This is a genomic window from Pseudorhodoferax soli (assembly GCF_003337555.1).
Lineage (GTDB): Bacteria > Pseudomonadota > Gammaproteobacteria > Burkholderiales > Burkholderiaceae_C > Pseudorhodoferax > Pseudorhodoferax soli.
In genome coordinates this window covers 88,960-103,051 of record NZ_QPJK01000002.1, presented here as the reverse complement: position 1 = coordinate 103,051, position 14,092 = coordinate 88,960, and the positions used below count along the sequence as shown (strand labels likewise).

The 14,092-nt window shown below is 67.8% G+C and carries 14 protein-coding genes; 1 reads left to right on the top strand and 13 read right to left on the bottom strand.

Features of this window, described 5'->3' with window-relative positions; genetic code table 11:
• Positions 1-6: 6 nt before the first annotated feature.
• Positions 7-360 carry a hypothetical protein gene (locus DES41_RS07085; RefSeq protein WP_211332927.1) on the bottom strand — a complete coding sequence of 118 codons (354 nt, stop codon included), beginning with the start codon at positions 358-360 and terminating at the stop codon, positions 7-9.
• A 116-nt stretch (positions 361-476) separates the two neighbouring features.
• Positions 477-1,175: a Bax inhibitor-1/YccA family protein gene (locus DES41_RS07080; protein WP_056672719.1), complete on the bottom strand. Its 699-nt coding sequence runs from the start codon at positions 1,173-1,175 to the stop codon at positions 477-479.
• 179 nt (positions 1,176-1,354) lie between these two features.
• On the opposite strand from DES41_RS07080, the gene DES41_RS07075 reads away from it, so the two are divergent.
• Entirely contained in the window at positions 1,355-1,762 is a 408-nt protein-coding gene (locus tag DES41_RS07075; RefSeq protein WP_056672721.1) for a GlcG/HbpS family heme-binding protein, read from the top strand.
• A gap of 150 nt (positions 1,763-1,912) precedes the next feature.
• Here DES41_RS07075 and hemP read toward each other — a convergent pair whose 3' ends face one another.
• The 11 genes from hemP to bfr form a co-directional block, all read right to left on the bottom strand.
• Positions 1,913-2,125, bottom strand: a complete 213-nt coding sequence (gene hemP / locus DES41_RS07070; RefSeq protein ID WP_114466952.1) for a hemin uptake protein HemP — start codon at positions 2,123-2,125, stop codon at positions 1,913-1,915.
• Positions 2,126-2,236: 111 nt separating this feature from the next.
• Entirely contained in the window at positions 2,237-2,647 is a 411-nt protein-coding gene (locus DES41_RS07065; protein WP_114466951.1) for an ExbD/TolR family protein, read from the bottom strand.
• A 1-nt stretch (position 2,648) separates the two neighbouring features.
• A complete protein-coding gene (locus DES41_RS07060) occupies positions 2,649-3,365 on the bottom strand; it encodes a MotA/TolQ/ExbB proton channel family protein (protein ID WP_114466950.1) in 717 nt (238 codons plus the stop codon).
• Positions 3,366-3,397: 32 nt separating this feature from the next.
• Positions 3,398-4,099, bottom strand: a complete 702-nt coding sequence (locus DES41_RS07055) for an energy transducer TonB (RefSeq protein ID WP_114466949.1) — start codon at positions 4,097-4,099, stop codon at positions 3,398-3,400.
• A 123-nt stretch (positions 4,100-4,222) separates the two neighbouring features.
• A complete protein-coding gene (locus tag DES41_RS07050) occupies positions 4,223-4,513 on the bottom strand; it encodes a (2Fe-2S)-binding protein (RefSeq protein WP_114466948.1) in 291 nt (96 codons plus the stop codon).
• Positions 4,514-4,631: 118 nt separating this feature from the next.
• On the bottom strand, positions 4,632-5,768 hold the full coding sequence (locus DES41_RS07045; protein ID WP_211332926.1) for an alpha-hydroxy acid oxidase: 1,137 nt from the start codon (positions 5,766-5,768) through the stop codon (positions 4,632-4,634).
• A 68-nt stretch (positions 5,769-5,836) separates the two neighbouring features.
• On the bottom strand, positions 5,837-8,128 hold the full coding sequence (locus DES41_RS07040; RefSeq protein ID WP_114466946.1) for a catecholate siderophore receptor Fiu: 2,292 nt from the start codon (positions 8,126-8,128) through the stop codon (positions 5,837-5,839).
• Between the two features lie 186 nt (positions 8,129-8,314).
• The gene (locus DES41_RS07035; protein ID WP_114466945.1) at positions 8,315-9,709 is read right to left on the bottom strand and encodes an efflux transporter outer membrane subunit; all 1,395 of its coding nucleotides are present in this window, start codon (positions 9,707-9,709) and stop codon (positions 8,315-8,317) included.
• An 11-nt stretch (positions 9,710-9,720) separates the two neighbouring features.
• Positions 9,721-11,703: a MacB family efflux pump subunit gene (locus DES41_RS07030; protein WP_114466944.1), complete on the bottom strand. Its 1,983-nt coding sequence runs from the start codon at positions 11,701-11,703 to the stop codon at positions 9,721-9,723.
• Positions 11,703-13,208: an efflux RND transporter periplasmic adaptor subunit gene (locus DES41_RS07025; protein WP_245965608.1), complete on the bottom strand. Its 1,506-nt coding sequence runs from the start codon at positions 13,206-13,208 to the stop codon at positions 11,703-11,705. The genes DES41_RS07030 and DES41_RS07025 overlap by 1 nt, the downstream gene beginning before the upstream one ends.
• 211 nt (positions 13,209-13,419) lie before the next feature.
• Complete coding sequence (gene bfr / locus DES41_RS07020) at positions 13,420-13,896, bottom strand: bacterioferritin (RefSeq protein ID WP_114466942.1); 477 nt, start codon at positions 13,894-13,896, stop codon at positions 13,420-13,422.
• Between the last annotated feature and the right edge of the window lie 196 nt (positions 13,897-14,092).

Below are 14,092 nucleotides of genomic sequence, written 5' to 3'. Positions count from 1 at the left end.
GGTGCGTCAGGAGCCGCGCGCGCTGCGGCGCTCGGCCTTGCCCTCGGGCGGGCTGCTGGCCACCGATTCCTCGGTGGTTTCCGCCTTGGGCGAGGGGATCACGGCCGGCACGCCCTCGACCTTGTTCTCGCGCATGTACTGGTCCATCTCCCGCCAGCCGGCGAAGACGGCCGAGCGCGGCGCCTTGGGATTGAGCGTGTAGCAGTCTTCCAGAGCGCGCTTGGCATGGCGGCAGCCGCCGCCCGTGGCCTTGGCGTCGGCCTCGCGTGCGAGCACCTTGGGGTCAGGGTAGATACCCGGGATTTCACAGCCCGCCAGCAGCGAGGCGACGCTCAGGATGGCGAGAAGACGTGCAGACATGGGCGGCCTCGGACAGGGGATGCGTTCATTATCGGCACGGGTGCGTCTGACGTTGAGTGTTCATTTCGCACAAATGGAAAAGGCCCCGAAGGGCCTTTCCAAGAGGGGTGCCAGGATCAGTCGCGCTCGCCGCCCATGATGCCCAGCAGGGCCAGCAGGCTTTGGAACACGTTGAACAGGTCCAGGTACAGGGCCAGCGTGGCGCTGATGTAGTTGGTCTCGCCGCCGTCCATGATGCGCTTCAGGTCATAGAGCATGAACGCGCTGAAGATGCCGATGGCGGCAACCGACAAGGCCATCATGCCGGCCGTGGAGCCCACGAACACGTTCACGATGCCACCGACCAGCAGCACGATGGCGCCGACGAACAGCCACTTGCCCATGGAGGACAGGTCGCGCTTGATGACCGTGGCCAGGCTGGCCATGGCCAGGAACACGCCAGCCGTGCCGCCGAAGGCCGTCATGACCAGCTCGGCGCCGTTCGAGAAGCCCAGCACCATGGCAATCATGCGCGACAGCATCAGGCCCATGAAGAAGGTGAAGCCCAGCAGGACCGGCACGCCGGCGGCCGAGTTCTTGGTCTTCTCGATCGCGAACATGAAACCGAAGGCGCCGCCCAGGAACACGATCAGCCCCAGGCCACCGCTCAGTGCGGCCGTGATGCCGGTGGACACGCCGACCCATGCGCCCAGCACCGTGGGCAGCAGGCTCAGTGCCAGCAGCCAGTAGGTGTTGCGCAGCACCTTGTTGCGCTGCTCCTGGGAAACTTCAAAACCGCCGTAACCGGCGTCGTAAGTGCGTACTTGATTGGTCATCGATAGCTCCTCATTGCCTTGATCGGCAGTTGCGGGAATTCTAGGGAGAATCAAGTGGCAGGCTGCAATACCACTCCAGGGTCCACCCTTATTGTGCAAAGGGATTTGTACGCGCCGGCCGGGCCAGAAGCGGGACGGGTTTTGTTTATGCTCGCCGTCTTTCCTTTGCAAAGAGCACCATGAAAACCAAGTCCTTTCTCGAACTGTCCGACCTGAAGGCGATCGCCGCCGCCGCGGAAGCCGAGGCGCTCAAGAACAACTGGGCCGTGACCATCGCCATCGTCGACGACGGCGGCCACCTGCTGTGGCTGCAGCGCTTGGACGGCGCGCCCGCCGTGTCGGCCCACATCGCCCCGGCCAAGGCGAACACGGCCGCGCTCGGCCGCCGCGAAAGCAAGGTCTACGAGGACATCGTCAACGGCGGCCGCACGGCTTTCCTGAGCGCACCCGACCTCAAGGGCCTGCTGGAAGGCGGCGTGCCGATCCTTAAGGACGGCAACTGCATTGGCGCCGTCGGCGTGAGCGGGGTCAAGTCGACCGAAGACGCGCAGATCGCCCGCGCCGGCATTGCCGCCATCGGCCTGTAATCGTCTTGGCCCAAAGCAAAAGCCGGCCTGTGGGCCGGCTTTTTCATGGGTGTGGAGAAAAAATGCGTGGCTGACGGGGCAATCCCGCTGGCTGGCAAAAACGACCCTTGGAGACTGAGGATCAGTCTTGGAGTCGCCCCACGATGAAACTCATTTGGTCAGGATCAGCTTGCCGAGCTTGGTGGTCTGCAGCCGGTAGATGGCGCCGTTGTGCTTGATCTCCACGGCCTTCTGGCCGCGCAACAGTTCATAACTGTCGACCGAGAGGGCGTCTGCCGCGCTGAGCGGCGACATGCCCGCAGCAGCGAAGCGTTGGAGTGCGGCGGCGTTGCCGGACATCAGGGGTTGGGTGGCTGCGTGCATGGTGTCGGTCCCTTGATCAACTTGCGATGTAGTTAATGATAACGATTCGCAGTTGTGAGTCAAGAAAAGGGGCGAAGTTTTTTTCGCCCCTTGTGCCCTCAGGGTTGCAGCTCAGGGCTTTGGCTCGGTGATGAAACCGATCTTGCGCACGCCGGCCTGGCGTGCGAACGACATGGCTTGAGCCACACGCTCGTAGCGCACCTCGCGGTCACCGCGGATGTGCAGTTCCGGTTGCGGCTCCTTGGCGCCTTCGGCCTGCAGGCGGGGCAGCAGGTCTTCGTCGGTGATGCGGTTCTCGTTCCAGTAGTAGCCGCCATCGGCGGCCACGGACAAGCGGATGGTTTCCGGCTTGGCGTCCTCCTGCTCGCTGCTGGCGCGGGGCAGGTCGATGTTCACCGCGTGCTTCATCACCGGGATGGTGATGATGAAGATGATGAGCAGCACCAGCATGACGTCGACCAGCGGCGTCATGTTGATCTCGTTCATCACCTCATCGGCGTCGTCCTGGGTGCCGAAGGCCATCTCATGCTCCCTTCTTCATGGCCACCACGTTGGCCGTGCCGCCGCTGGCCACGCGGGCACCGGTGACGAAGTAGGCGTGCAAATCGTGCGCGAAGCTGTTGAGCTTGGTCAGCACCGACTTGTTGCCGCGCACCAGGGCGTTGTAGCCCAGCACGGCGGGAATGGCGACCGCCAGGCCCAGTGCCGTCATGATCAGCGCCTCGCCGATGGGGCCTGCCACCTTGTCGATGGTGGACTGGCCCGACAGGCCGATCGCCAGCAGCGCGTGGTAGATGCCCCAGACCGTGCCGAACAGGCCCACGAACGGGGCCGTGGAGCCGACCGAGGCCAGGATCGCGAGGCCGGACTGCATGCGGGCGGTGGTGGAGTCGATGCTGTTGCGCAGTGTGCGCGTGACCCAGTCGCTCACGTCCAGCGTGTCGTGCAGATGGGCCTTGGTGTTGCGGTGGTGGGCGGTGGCTTCTCGGCCTTCCTCGGCCAGGCTGCGGAAGGGGTTGCCCGGGTCGTTGCCCAGCTTGGCCATGCCGGTGGCGAAATCTTCGCTGTGCCAGAAGCCGTCGGATGCATTGGCCATCTTCTTGTAGCGGATGATGTCCAGCGTCTTGATCAGGATCACGATCCACGAGGCCAGCGACATGACGAGCAGCATGATGGCCACACCCTTGGTGACGATGTCGCCTTGCTGCCAGACGTTGGCCAGGCCGAAATGGGATTCCATGCGTTACTCCAGAAAGAAAGAAGAAGAAAAAGTTATTCGAGGACGTAGTTGACTGGCGCTTCGTACCACATGGCCTGCACCACGCCATTGACCTTGCCCGGCACATAGCGGCACTTCAGGACGTACTCCATCGCCGAACGGTCCAGCCGCTCGAAGCCGCTGGAGCGCTTGATCTCGGCGCGTTCCGGCTGGCCGTTGGTACCGATCAGCACGCGCACCAGCACCTTGCCCTGTTCGCCCAGGCGCCGGCTGATGGCCGGATAGACCGGGCTCGGGTTCTGCAGGTAACTGGCGTCGCTGGACGGGAGCTGGATCTTGGGCGGTGCCGGCGGTGCGGGCGGCGGTGGTTCGGGCGCCGGGGCGACGGGTTGCTCGATGGGCGGCAGCGGCGCCGGCGGCGCGACCACGCCGGTGGGGGCGGCCGGTGCGGGCGTCGGGTCCTGGATCGCCTGGGGCTGCGGCGGGGGCGGCAGCGTCGGTGCCTTGGGCTTGACCACGGGCTTTTGCACCTTGGGCGGCGTCGGCGGGGCCGGCGGTGGCGGGGACGGCGGCGTGGGTTTGGGCGGCTCGATGAACTGCGACAGGATCTCGACCGGCACGATCACCTCGACTGCGCGGACCAGCAGGCCGCTTTGCAAAGCCCACAGGGCTGCAGCGTGGAAGGCGATCACGCTGCCGACGATGACCGTGTTGCGGCTCAGGCCACTGCGTTCGGGGTAGGTGCTGGAAGCCATGGTGGAAAAGACAAATGCCGAAGCAGGCGCCGGAGCGGTGCCTGGTGGAAGAGCGCGCGAAGCGGAGTGTGGCGGACCGGGCCTATCTGCGGAAGATCCACCAGGCCGAACCAACGACCAGGATCAGGCTGCCGCCGAGAGAGAACAGTTCCATGCAACGCCTTCCGTGATGCTGCTGGCGAGCTTGGGAACCGGGGCATCGAGACCGCGGTCATCGGGCCCGACGGCGCTGTGCAAGGCCGCGACGGGGTGCATGCGGCTGCACTGGTCGACGACTTCGCGGGCGCACCCTTCACAACGGCCGCATTGCGTGGCCACGCCAAGTTCGAGCTGGATGTCGTCGAAGCTCAGACCGGCCCGCACATGGCGGACGATTTCGCGGTCGGAGATCCGGTTGCACACACAGACGATCATGGCGGTGAAGGCGGGTTGGTGGCTGGCTGGTGAGTTGCCCGCGATTATAAATACGAATTCATCGCATTCGTGCAACTTATTGGCGCGAAGGCGGGTGCGGTGTGGGGATTTGAGGAGCTCAGGGGGCCGCACGCCAGAGCATTTGCGGGCTGCAATCGGCCAGGTTGGCGCAGCCGCACAAGGCCATGGCGATCTCCAGTTCGTCGCGCAACAGGCGCAGCACATGGGCCACGCCGACGGCGCCGGCGTTGGCCAGGCCCCACACCACGGGGCGTCCGACCAGCACCGCGCGCGCGCCCAGCGCCATGGCCTTCAGGATGTCGGTGCCGCGGCGGATGCCGCCGTCCACCAGCACGGGCAGGGTGCTGCCGACGGCGTCCACGATGGGCGGCAGCAGCACGGCCGTCGGCGGCACCGTGTCCAGCGTGCGGCCGCCGTGGTTGGAGACGATGAGCCCGGCCACCTGCAGCGCAGCGGCCTGGCGCGCATCCTGGGCATGGGTGACGCCCTTGAGCAGCACGGGCAGCCGGCTGATGGACTGCAGCCAATGCACGTCGTCCCAGGTGGGGGCGTGTTGCAGCAGCGCGTCGAACAACGCGCTCTGGCCCGGTGCCAGCATGACCGGCGGCGGGGGCGATAAAGCCGCCAAGTGCACGGCCGCGGCATGGGGCGGCACCTGGAAGCCGGCCCGGCGCTCGCGGTCGCGCGCGCCGCTGGTGGGCGCGTCCACCGTCAGCACCAGCGCCTCGTAGCCGGCCTGCTCCGCCCGTTGCACCAGCGCGCGCGTGAAGCCGCGGTCGTGCTGCAGGTAGAGCTGGAACCACAGCGGGCCGCGGCCTGGCTCGTGCGCAATGGCTGCGGCAATGGCTTCGAGCGGCGTGCTGGCCTGGGTGCTCAGCACCAGCCCGGCACCCAGCGCAGACGCCGCGTGGGCCGTGGCCAGTTCGCCGTCGGCGTGCGCCATGCGCTGGAATGCCACCGGGGCCACGAGGATGGGGTGGGCCAACTGGCGGCCCAGCAATTCCACCCGCGTGTTCCCGCCTTGCAGCGGACGCAGCACGCGGGGGTGCAGCTGCAGCGCATCCCAGGCCGCCCGGTTGGCGCGCAACGTGATCTCGTCGCCCGCGCCGCCACTGAAGTAGGCCCAGGCATTGTCGTCCAGCCGCGTGCGGGCATGGGCCTCATGGTCGGCCAGTGTGGCCAGGCCGGCGGGCAGCCGGTCGACGGCGGGGACGGGCGGTGGAGCTGCTGGCATGCCGCCAGTATCGCAACCGTCGTACAGCATCCCCGGCAACGTGCGGCCACACCGCCTGCTTCGGCCTTTCAGAACTTCAGCGTGGCCGTCATGACCGCCGAACGCGGCGTGCCGACGCTGGCGCGGTTGCCGGCGTTGTTGATGCGCGCGATGTAGAATTTGTCGGTCAGGTTGAACACGTTGAGTTGCAGCGAGAAGTTCTTGTTGACCTCGTAGCCCAGCATGGCGTCCAGCACGGTATAGCTTGGGATCTCCGGCACGAAGGCCACGGCGGCCGTGTTGGTCGAACGGGCCTGCGTGTCCACATAGCGCACGCCGCCGCCCACCGTCAGGCCGATGGGCAGCTTGTAGGTGCTCCACAGCGTGGCGGTCAGCTTGGGCGAGTAGCGCACGGCGGCGCCCGTCGTCGTGGCCGCGCGCGAGCCCTCGATCACCTTGGCGCTGGTGTTGGCCAGCCCGGCGATCAATTGCCAGGCCGGTGTGATCTGGCCGATGGCGCTGAGCTCCACGCCCTGCACACGGGTCTTGCCGTACTGGTCGACCGCGCCGGTCACGGGGTCGGGCGTGCCGACTTCGTTGGTGTTGTCGGTGCGGAACAGGGCCGCGGTCAGTGCGAGGCGCTTGTCCAGCACGTCCCACTTGGTGCCGAGTTCGGCGGTGCGGGCCTTCTGCGGGTCCATGTTCGGGCTGTTGCTGTTGCCCGCCGTGCTGTTCAGCGCGAAGTCGCTGCCCGGCGGCCGCGCCGACGTGGCATAGGCCGCGTAGATGCTGCCGTTGGGGGCCGGCTTGTAGACCACGCCGAGCTTGCCGGTGAACAAGCTGTCGGAATCCGACAGGTTGGTGGCTGCCGTGCTCGTGCCCGTGGCGGGCAGGCTCAGGAACTCGGTGCGGTAGTGTTCCCAGCGCACGCCGGCGCTGACTTGCCAGGCCGGGTTGAGCTTGATGGTGTCGAACAGGTAGGCGGCGGTGGTCGTCACTTCGCCGCTGGTGCTGGCGCCGTTCGGTGTCACCGGGACCAAGGGCCGGCCCATGTTCGGCGTGTACAGGTTGGCGAAGGCCTGGTAGCTGGCTGGCGTGACGACACCCGTGGTCGGGTTGGTGCTGGCGGGAATCAGCACACCGTTGCTGGCGTTGATGTTGGCCGCCAGGGTGCCGTTGTTCTGCTTCTCGCGTGCCAGTTCCACGCCGCCGCTGAAGCTGTGGTCCAGCCCGCCGAGCTGGAGGTCTGCCGTGATGTTGGTCTGGTTGGCCAGGATTTCGTTGCGCTGCAGCTTGCCCTGCGGCAGCACGCGAATCATCCAGGACGCGGGGTCCGCTGCGTTCGTGCCCGGTGCAAAGCCATTGGAGAAGGGCGCAGTCAGCACCAGGTCCTGTTTGGTCCGGCCCCAACGCGTGATGTTGCGCACCGTCACGCCCGGCGCGAGGTCGTGCTCGATGCGCGCTGTGAACATGTCGGAATCGACGTCGTCGTGGTCGGAGGACCAGCCGTAGAAGTTGCTCTCGTCCACCATGGGGAAGCTGGTGGCCCCACGTGGCGCCGATGCCGACCAGCCGGGCAGCCGCGTCGTCACGAAACCACCGTCCGGCCGGTTGCGCCGGTTCATGTGCAGGTAGGAGAAGTAGGTCCGCGTCGGCGTGCCCAGGCCCAGGGCCAGCGAGGGCGCGAAGCCCCAGCCCTTGTTCTTGACCTCGTCGCGGTCGACCACGCCGCTGTCCTGCGCCATCAGGTTCAGGCGGAACGCGGCCGTGCCGGCTTCGTTGAGCTTGCGGTTCAAATCCAGCGTGCTGCGCTTGTGGTTGCCGCTGCCCAGGCTCACGGTGGCATTGGCATCGTTCTCGGCGAACGGCAGCTTGCTCTGCAGGTTGATGTAGCCGTTGGGCGAGCCGCGGCCGATGTCGGTGCCGGCCGGGCCCTTGACGACCTCGACCTGCTCGATGTTGAACATGTCGCGCGTGATGGTGCCCACGTCGCGGATGCCGTCCACGAAGATGCTGCCCTGTGCATCGAAGCCGCGCAGGTAGACCGCGTCGCCGGTGGCGGTGTTGCCGTTCTCGCCCATCTGCATGGTGATGCCGGGCGTGTTGCGCAGCGCATCGGTCAGCGTGGTGGCGGCCTGGTCGCGCAGCACTTCCTTCTTGATGACGGTGATGGTCTGCGGCGTGTCCACCAGTGGCTGTGTGAGCTTCGGCGAAGAGGCGCGCTCGGCCTTGTATTCGCTTTCGGCGGTGGACTGGACCTGGACTTCGCGCAAGGTGCCGGAGGTGGTCTGGGCGGCGACCGGCAGTGCGGCAATGGCGACCAGGGTCGCGGCCGCGGCGCTGCCCGCACGCGGGTGCTTGCGGCTGATGATGTAGGACATGGATGCTCCGTTGGATCTGCAGGGATGGCCTGGCTGGCTGGCGCAGATCGGCCCCGGAGGGGCGCAAAGGAGCGGATGGCGGGCTAGGAAACGGGCCGCCGGTCACCGGCGGCACAAGGCGCGCGGATGATAATTATTCTCATTGTGTTTGAAAAGCATGACGTTGTGTGACCACAACGTCACGCCTCACAGTTCTGGCCGAACCCAGCCGCCGCCCAGTGCCTTGTAGAGGTCCACCGCGGAGGTCAGCCGCGCCAGCCGCTGCTGGGCCAGGCTGTCCTGGGCCGAGAACAGCGTGCGCTGTGCATCCAGCGTGCTGAGCAGGTCTTCCACGCCTTCGCGGTAGCGCAGTTCGGCCAGCCGCAGCGAGCGCTGGGCCTCGTCGCGGATCGCCAGTTGCGACTGCTCCTGGCTGCGGTTGCGCGCGATGTTGGAGAGGCTGTCCTCCACCTCCTTGAGCGCGCTGTGGATGGATGCGCGGTAGTTCTCCACCAGCACGCGGCGTTGCGATTCGTTCAGCAGCACCTGGTTGCGCAGGCGGCCGCCGTCGAACAGCGTCTGCGCAATCGAGCCTGTGAGGCCCAGGCTGAAGCTCGGGTTCGCCAGCGACAGCAGGGCGCTGCTGGCCAGGCCGGTCGAGCCCGACAGCTGGATGCTGGGCAGCAGCGCCGCGCGGGCCGCGGCCACATCGGCGTCGGCCGATTGCAGGGCGGCCTCGGCGCTGGCCAGGTCAGGGCGGCGCAGCAGCAGGTCGGACGGCAGACCCGGCGCCACGGCCGGCACGGCCAGCGCGTCCAGCGGCATGCCGGCCACCGCGAAGCCCTGCGGCGCACGGCCCACCAGCACGGCCAGCGCGGTGAGTGCCTGGCGCTGCTGCACCTGCAGCGGCTCGATGGTGGCGCGCTGGCTCAGCACCGTGGTGCGCTGGCGCGACAGGTCCAGCGCCGAGGCCGCGCCGTTCTCGTAGCGTGCCTGCACGATGCGGAACACACGCTCGGCGATGGCCAGGTTCTCTTGCGCGATCGCCTGCCGAACGCGCAGCGCCAGCACCTGGAAGTAGGCATTGGCCACGGCGCTGCTGACCGACAGGCGCGCTGTCTGCAGGTCGTAGCGGCTGCCGCTCAGCGCGGCCTGCGCGCTGTCCACGTTGGCGGCGAGCCTCCCCCACAGGTCGATCTCGTAGCTGGCCGAGAGCGACACCCCCGAGGATCGTGCACTGCTGCCACTGGCGCCCGAAGGGTCGGTGTAGCGGTCGGCCGTGCTGGCCCCGCCCGAGAGCGAGGGGAACAGCGAGGCGCCGGCGTTGCGCGCCGCCAGCTCGGCCTGGCGTACGCGTTCGGCCGCGATCGCCAGATCGGTGCTGCCGGCCAGCGCCTGCTCGACCAGCGCCGCGAGTTCGGGCGCGGCAAAGCTGTTCCACCAATCGGGCTGCAGCGCCTGCAGGCCAGCCGGCGCTTCGGAAAACTGGGGCGGCGCGGCCGGTGCCACGCGCGGCGGCTCGACCGGCGGCACGGCGCAGCCGGCTGCCATGAGGGCGAGCAGGGCAGCGAAGGCGATGCGTCGAAAGGGCGGAGAAAGCATAAAGAGACAACTCATTCGGAAGACAGGGCCACGACCGGGTCCAGCCGCGCGGCCTTGCGCGCAGGCAGCCAGCCGAACACCAGGCCGGTGGCGAATGCGCAGCCGAAGGCCAGCAGCACCGGCGCGAGCGAGTACTGGATCGGCGTGTCGAAGGCCGCGATGATGGACGCGGTAACGAGCCCGCCGGCCACGCCGATGGCGCCGCCCAGCGCGGAGACCACCACCGCCTCGATCAGGAACTGTTGCAGGATGTTGCGCTCGCGCGCGCCCGTGGCCATGCGGATGCCGATCTCCCGCGTGCGCTCGGTCACCGACACCAGCATGATGTTCATGACGCCGATGCCGCCCACCAGCAGCGAGATGGCGGCGATCGAGCCGAGCAGCATGGTCATGGTGTTCTGCGTCTGCGCGCTGGCCTCCAGGATCGAAGCCATGTTGCGGATCTGGAAGTCCACCACGCCGTGGCGCTCGAGCAGCAGCTTCTCCACATCGGCCTGGGTGTCGTCGATGCGTGCCACATCGTCCACCGCCACCGTCACGTTGCGCAGGAAGCGCTGGCCCGACAGCCGCAGGCTGCTCGTGGCATAGGGCAGGAACACCACGTCGTCCTGGTCAGCGCCCGTGGGCGAGGCGCCGCGCTCGGACATCACGCCCACCACCTGCAGGATCAGGTTGTTGATCAGCACGTACTGGCCCACCGGGTCGATGCCGTCGGCGAACAGGGCATTGGCCACGGTCTGCCCCAGCACCGCCACCTTGGCGTAGGTCCGGTCGTCCTCCTCGCTGAAAAAGGTGCCCTGCGCCACCGGCCATTGCCGCGCCAGTGGGAACTTGGCCGAGGTGCCGTTCACGGTGGTGCTGTAGTCCGCGCCAGAGCGCCGCAGCGTGGCCGTGCTGGTCTGCTCCGGCACGGCCGCCAGCACATTGGGCAGCGTGTCGATGGCATAGACATCGGACAGCACCAGCGTGGCCGTGTTGTTGAATCCGCGCTGGTTGGGCGCGCCCGGCCGCACCAGCAGCAGGTTCGAGCCCATGGCACTGATGCGGTCGATGACGGCCTGCTTGGCGCCGTCGCCGATGGCCAGCATGGCGATCACCGAACCCACCCCGATCACGATGCCCAGCAGCGTCAGCACCGAGCGGAAGACGTTGGCGCGCAGCGAGCGCAGCGCCATCTTGGCGGCCTCGACCACATCGCCCAGGAAGGAGCCGCCGCCGCGGTGGGGCTGCGGCGTGAAGGCGGTGGTCTCGGGCGGTCGGTGGGCCGTGCCGCTGTCCGACAGGATGTGGCCGTCCTTGATCTCGATGAGCCGGTGCGCGTGTTCGGCCACCTCGCGCGCATGGGTGATCAGGATCACCGTGTGGCCCTGGGCCGACAGCTGGGCCAGCAGGACCATCACGTCGGCGCCGCTCTTGCTGTCCAGCGCCCCCGTAGGCTCGTCGGCCAGGATGATGCGCCCGCCGTTCATGAGGGCGCGCGCGATCGACACGCGCTGCTGCTGCCCGCCCGACAGCTGGTTCGGCCGGTGGTGGTGGCGCGCGCCCAGCCCCAGGCCGTCCAGCAGTTCCAGCGCGTGCGCATGGCGCTGTGTTGCCGGCATGCCGGAGTACATGGCCGGCACCTCGACATTCTCGGCCGCGCTGGCCGTTGCGATCAGGTTATAGCTTTGAAACACGAAGCCGAAGTCGTCGCGGCGCAGCAGTGCGAGTTCGTCGCGCGAGAGCTGCGAGACATCGCGGCCCAGGAAGTGGTAGCTGCCCGTGGTCGGCCGGTCCAGGCAACCCAGGATGTTCATGAGCGTGGACTTGCCCGAACCGGAGGCCCCCATGATGGCGACGAATTCGCCTTCACGGATCGTCAGGTCGATGCCGTGCAGCACCTGCACCGCGAGATCGCCGCTGGCGTAGGTCTTGGTGACACCCCTGAGCTCGATCAGCGGCGCGCCCGGCGGGAAGGCCGCCGGCGCCAGCGCCGGGTCTTCCGCCGGCTTCATCAGCGCGGGCCTCCGGGCGGCATGATGGGCATGCCGCCACCGCCCTGCAGGCCGGAGCGTTGCTGGCCGGCGCCCTGGCCGCCACGCGCGCCAGAGGCCGCGCCGGCGGGCTGGCGCTGGCCGGCGATTACTTCGTCGCCCTCGGCCAGGCCCGACAGGACCTGCACCTGCACGCGGTTGCCGATGCCGATCTCCACCCGGCGCTCCTCGATGCGGCCTTCGGCGTCGATCACCCGCACCGTGGCCTGGCGCGGTCCGCGTTGCGGCATGCCGGTCGGGCCCGTGAACAGGCCGCGGTTGACGGCTTCGGCGGCCTGGTCCGGCGCACGCACGGCGGCCACGCGCTCGGCCGGCGGTGCATCGGCCTTGGGGGGCGGGCGGGGGCTGGGGTCGCCACTCTCGCGTGCGCGCCGGCGCTGTTCGTCGCTCATGTGGGCCATGTCGGCGCGCCGCCGCTCACGCTCGGCCTGCCAGGGCTCGGCCGGCACGCTCGTGGCCGGCTGCGGCGCGCCCGAGGCCGCAGCTGCGGCGCCCGATGCCGCGCCAGCCGGCCCGCCCTGGCGGCGCGGGCCGCGCGGCTGGGTCTGCACGGCGCCGGCCGGCACCAGCAGCGTGCCCTGCGCCTGGGCCGCGATGAAGAACACCTGGGCCGTCATCGAGGTCATGAGCCGCTGGTCGGCGTTGGGCACGTCGAACAGCGCGTTGTAGAGCACCACGTTGTTGGTCACGGTGGGCGTGGGCTCCACCTTGCGCAGCTGGCCATACCAGCGCTGGCCCTGGCTGCCCAGCGTCGTGAAGTACACCGGCATCGTCACGCGCAGCCGGCCCACGTCGGCCTCGGAGACCTGGGTCTGCACCGTCATGGTCGACAAATCGGCCACGCGCAGGAGGATGGGCGCGGATTGGTTGGCGTTGAGCGTCTGGCCCTGGCGCGCCGTGACGGAGACCACGGCGCCCGAGATCGGCGCGTAGATGCGCGCGTAGTTGAGATTGGCCTCGCTGGCGCGCAGGGTGGACTGGGTCTGCTCGATCGAGGCCTTCTGCGCCGCCAGCTGGGCTTCGGCCGAGCGCAGGTTGTTCTCGGCCGTGCGCAGCGCCTCGACGGTGGTGGCGTCGGCCGCCATCAGGTTCTTCTGGCGCAGGTGCTGGTCACGTGCCAGCACCAGGGCGGCCTCGCGCACCAGCAGGTTGGCCTGCAGGTTGCGCAGGCCGGCGCGGCTGGCGTCCACGTTGGCCAGCAGCACCGTGGGGTCGATCTCGGCCAGCAGGTCGCCCTGCTGCACGATGGAGCCCACCTCCACATGGATCTTCTTGAGCTGACCGCTCACCTGGGCGCCCACGTCCACGTAGTCCCGCGGCTGCAGCGTGCCCGTGGCGGTGACCAGGTCCTCGATGTCCCCGCGCTGCACGCTGACGATCTGGTATTGGTCGCGCGGGTCGGCGGCCTGGAACCAGGTCTTCCAGCTGAGGTAGCTGCCGCCTGCGAGCAGGGCGACGGCTGCCACAAGGCCGGTCAGGCGCGGCCAGAGAGATTTTCGGGTGGAGGGCAAGGTGCGACTGAAATTGTTACAGACAGTAGCGCGCGAGTATGCCGGCTTGGAACCCGCATCCGATGTGGATTGTGTTGCCGGCATGTGGCGCTGCGGTAAAGCCCTGGCGCCAATGAAAAACGGCGGGGAGAACCCCGCCGTTGCAACCGAGAGCGCCAGGCGCGTGTTACTCGAGCTCGCCCATCTGGCTTTGCAGGTAGTTCTGCAAGCCGACCCGTGTGACCAGGTCGATCTGGGTCTCCAGAAAGTCGATGTGTTCCTCGGTGTCGTCCAGGATGCCTTGCAGCAGATCGCGCGAGACGTAGTCGCGAACGGTCTCGCAGTGGGCGATGCCGTCCTTGATGGTGGCCTGGGCGCCGTACTCCATCTTCAGGTCGCAATTCAGCAGTTCGGGCACGTCCTCGCCGACCATCAGCTTGCCCAGGTCCTGCAGGTTGGGCAGGCCGTCCAGCATGAAGATGCGGTCCATGAGCTTGTCGGCGTGCTTCATCTCGCCGATGGACTCCTCATATTCCTTCTTGGCAAGCCGGGTCAGGCCCCAGTGCTTGAGCATGCGGTAGTGCAGGAAATACTGGTTGATGGCGGTCAGCTCGTTCTTGAGTTGCGCCTGCAAATGTGCGATGACTTGGGGGTCGCCTTGCATGGGGGTTCCTTTCTTATGCTGCCGTGATGGGGATCAAGCCGCGCATTGTCCTGTTTCGCCAAAAGCAGCACCAGGCAATGGCCCCGTGTTTGCGGTGTGGCTGCGGCTGACATTGATAGGCGTTCTTGCTCAGGCGGTGGCACAACAGTGCGCGGGCATTGGCTTTTTCAATGCAGGCCATATCGCCAAACGATTG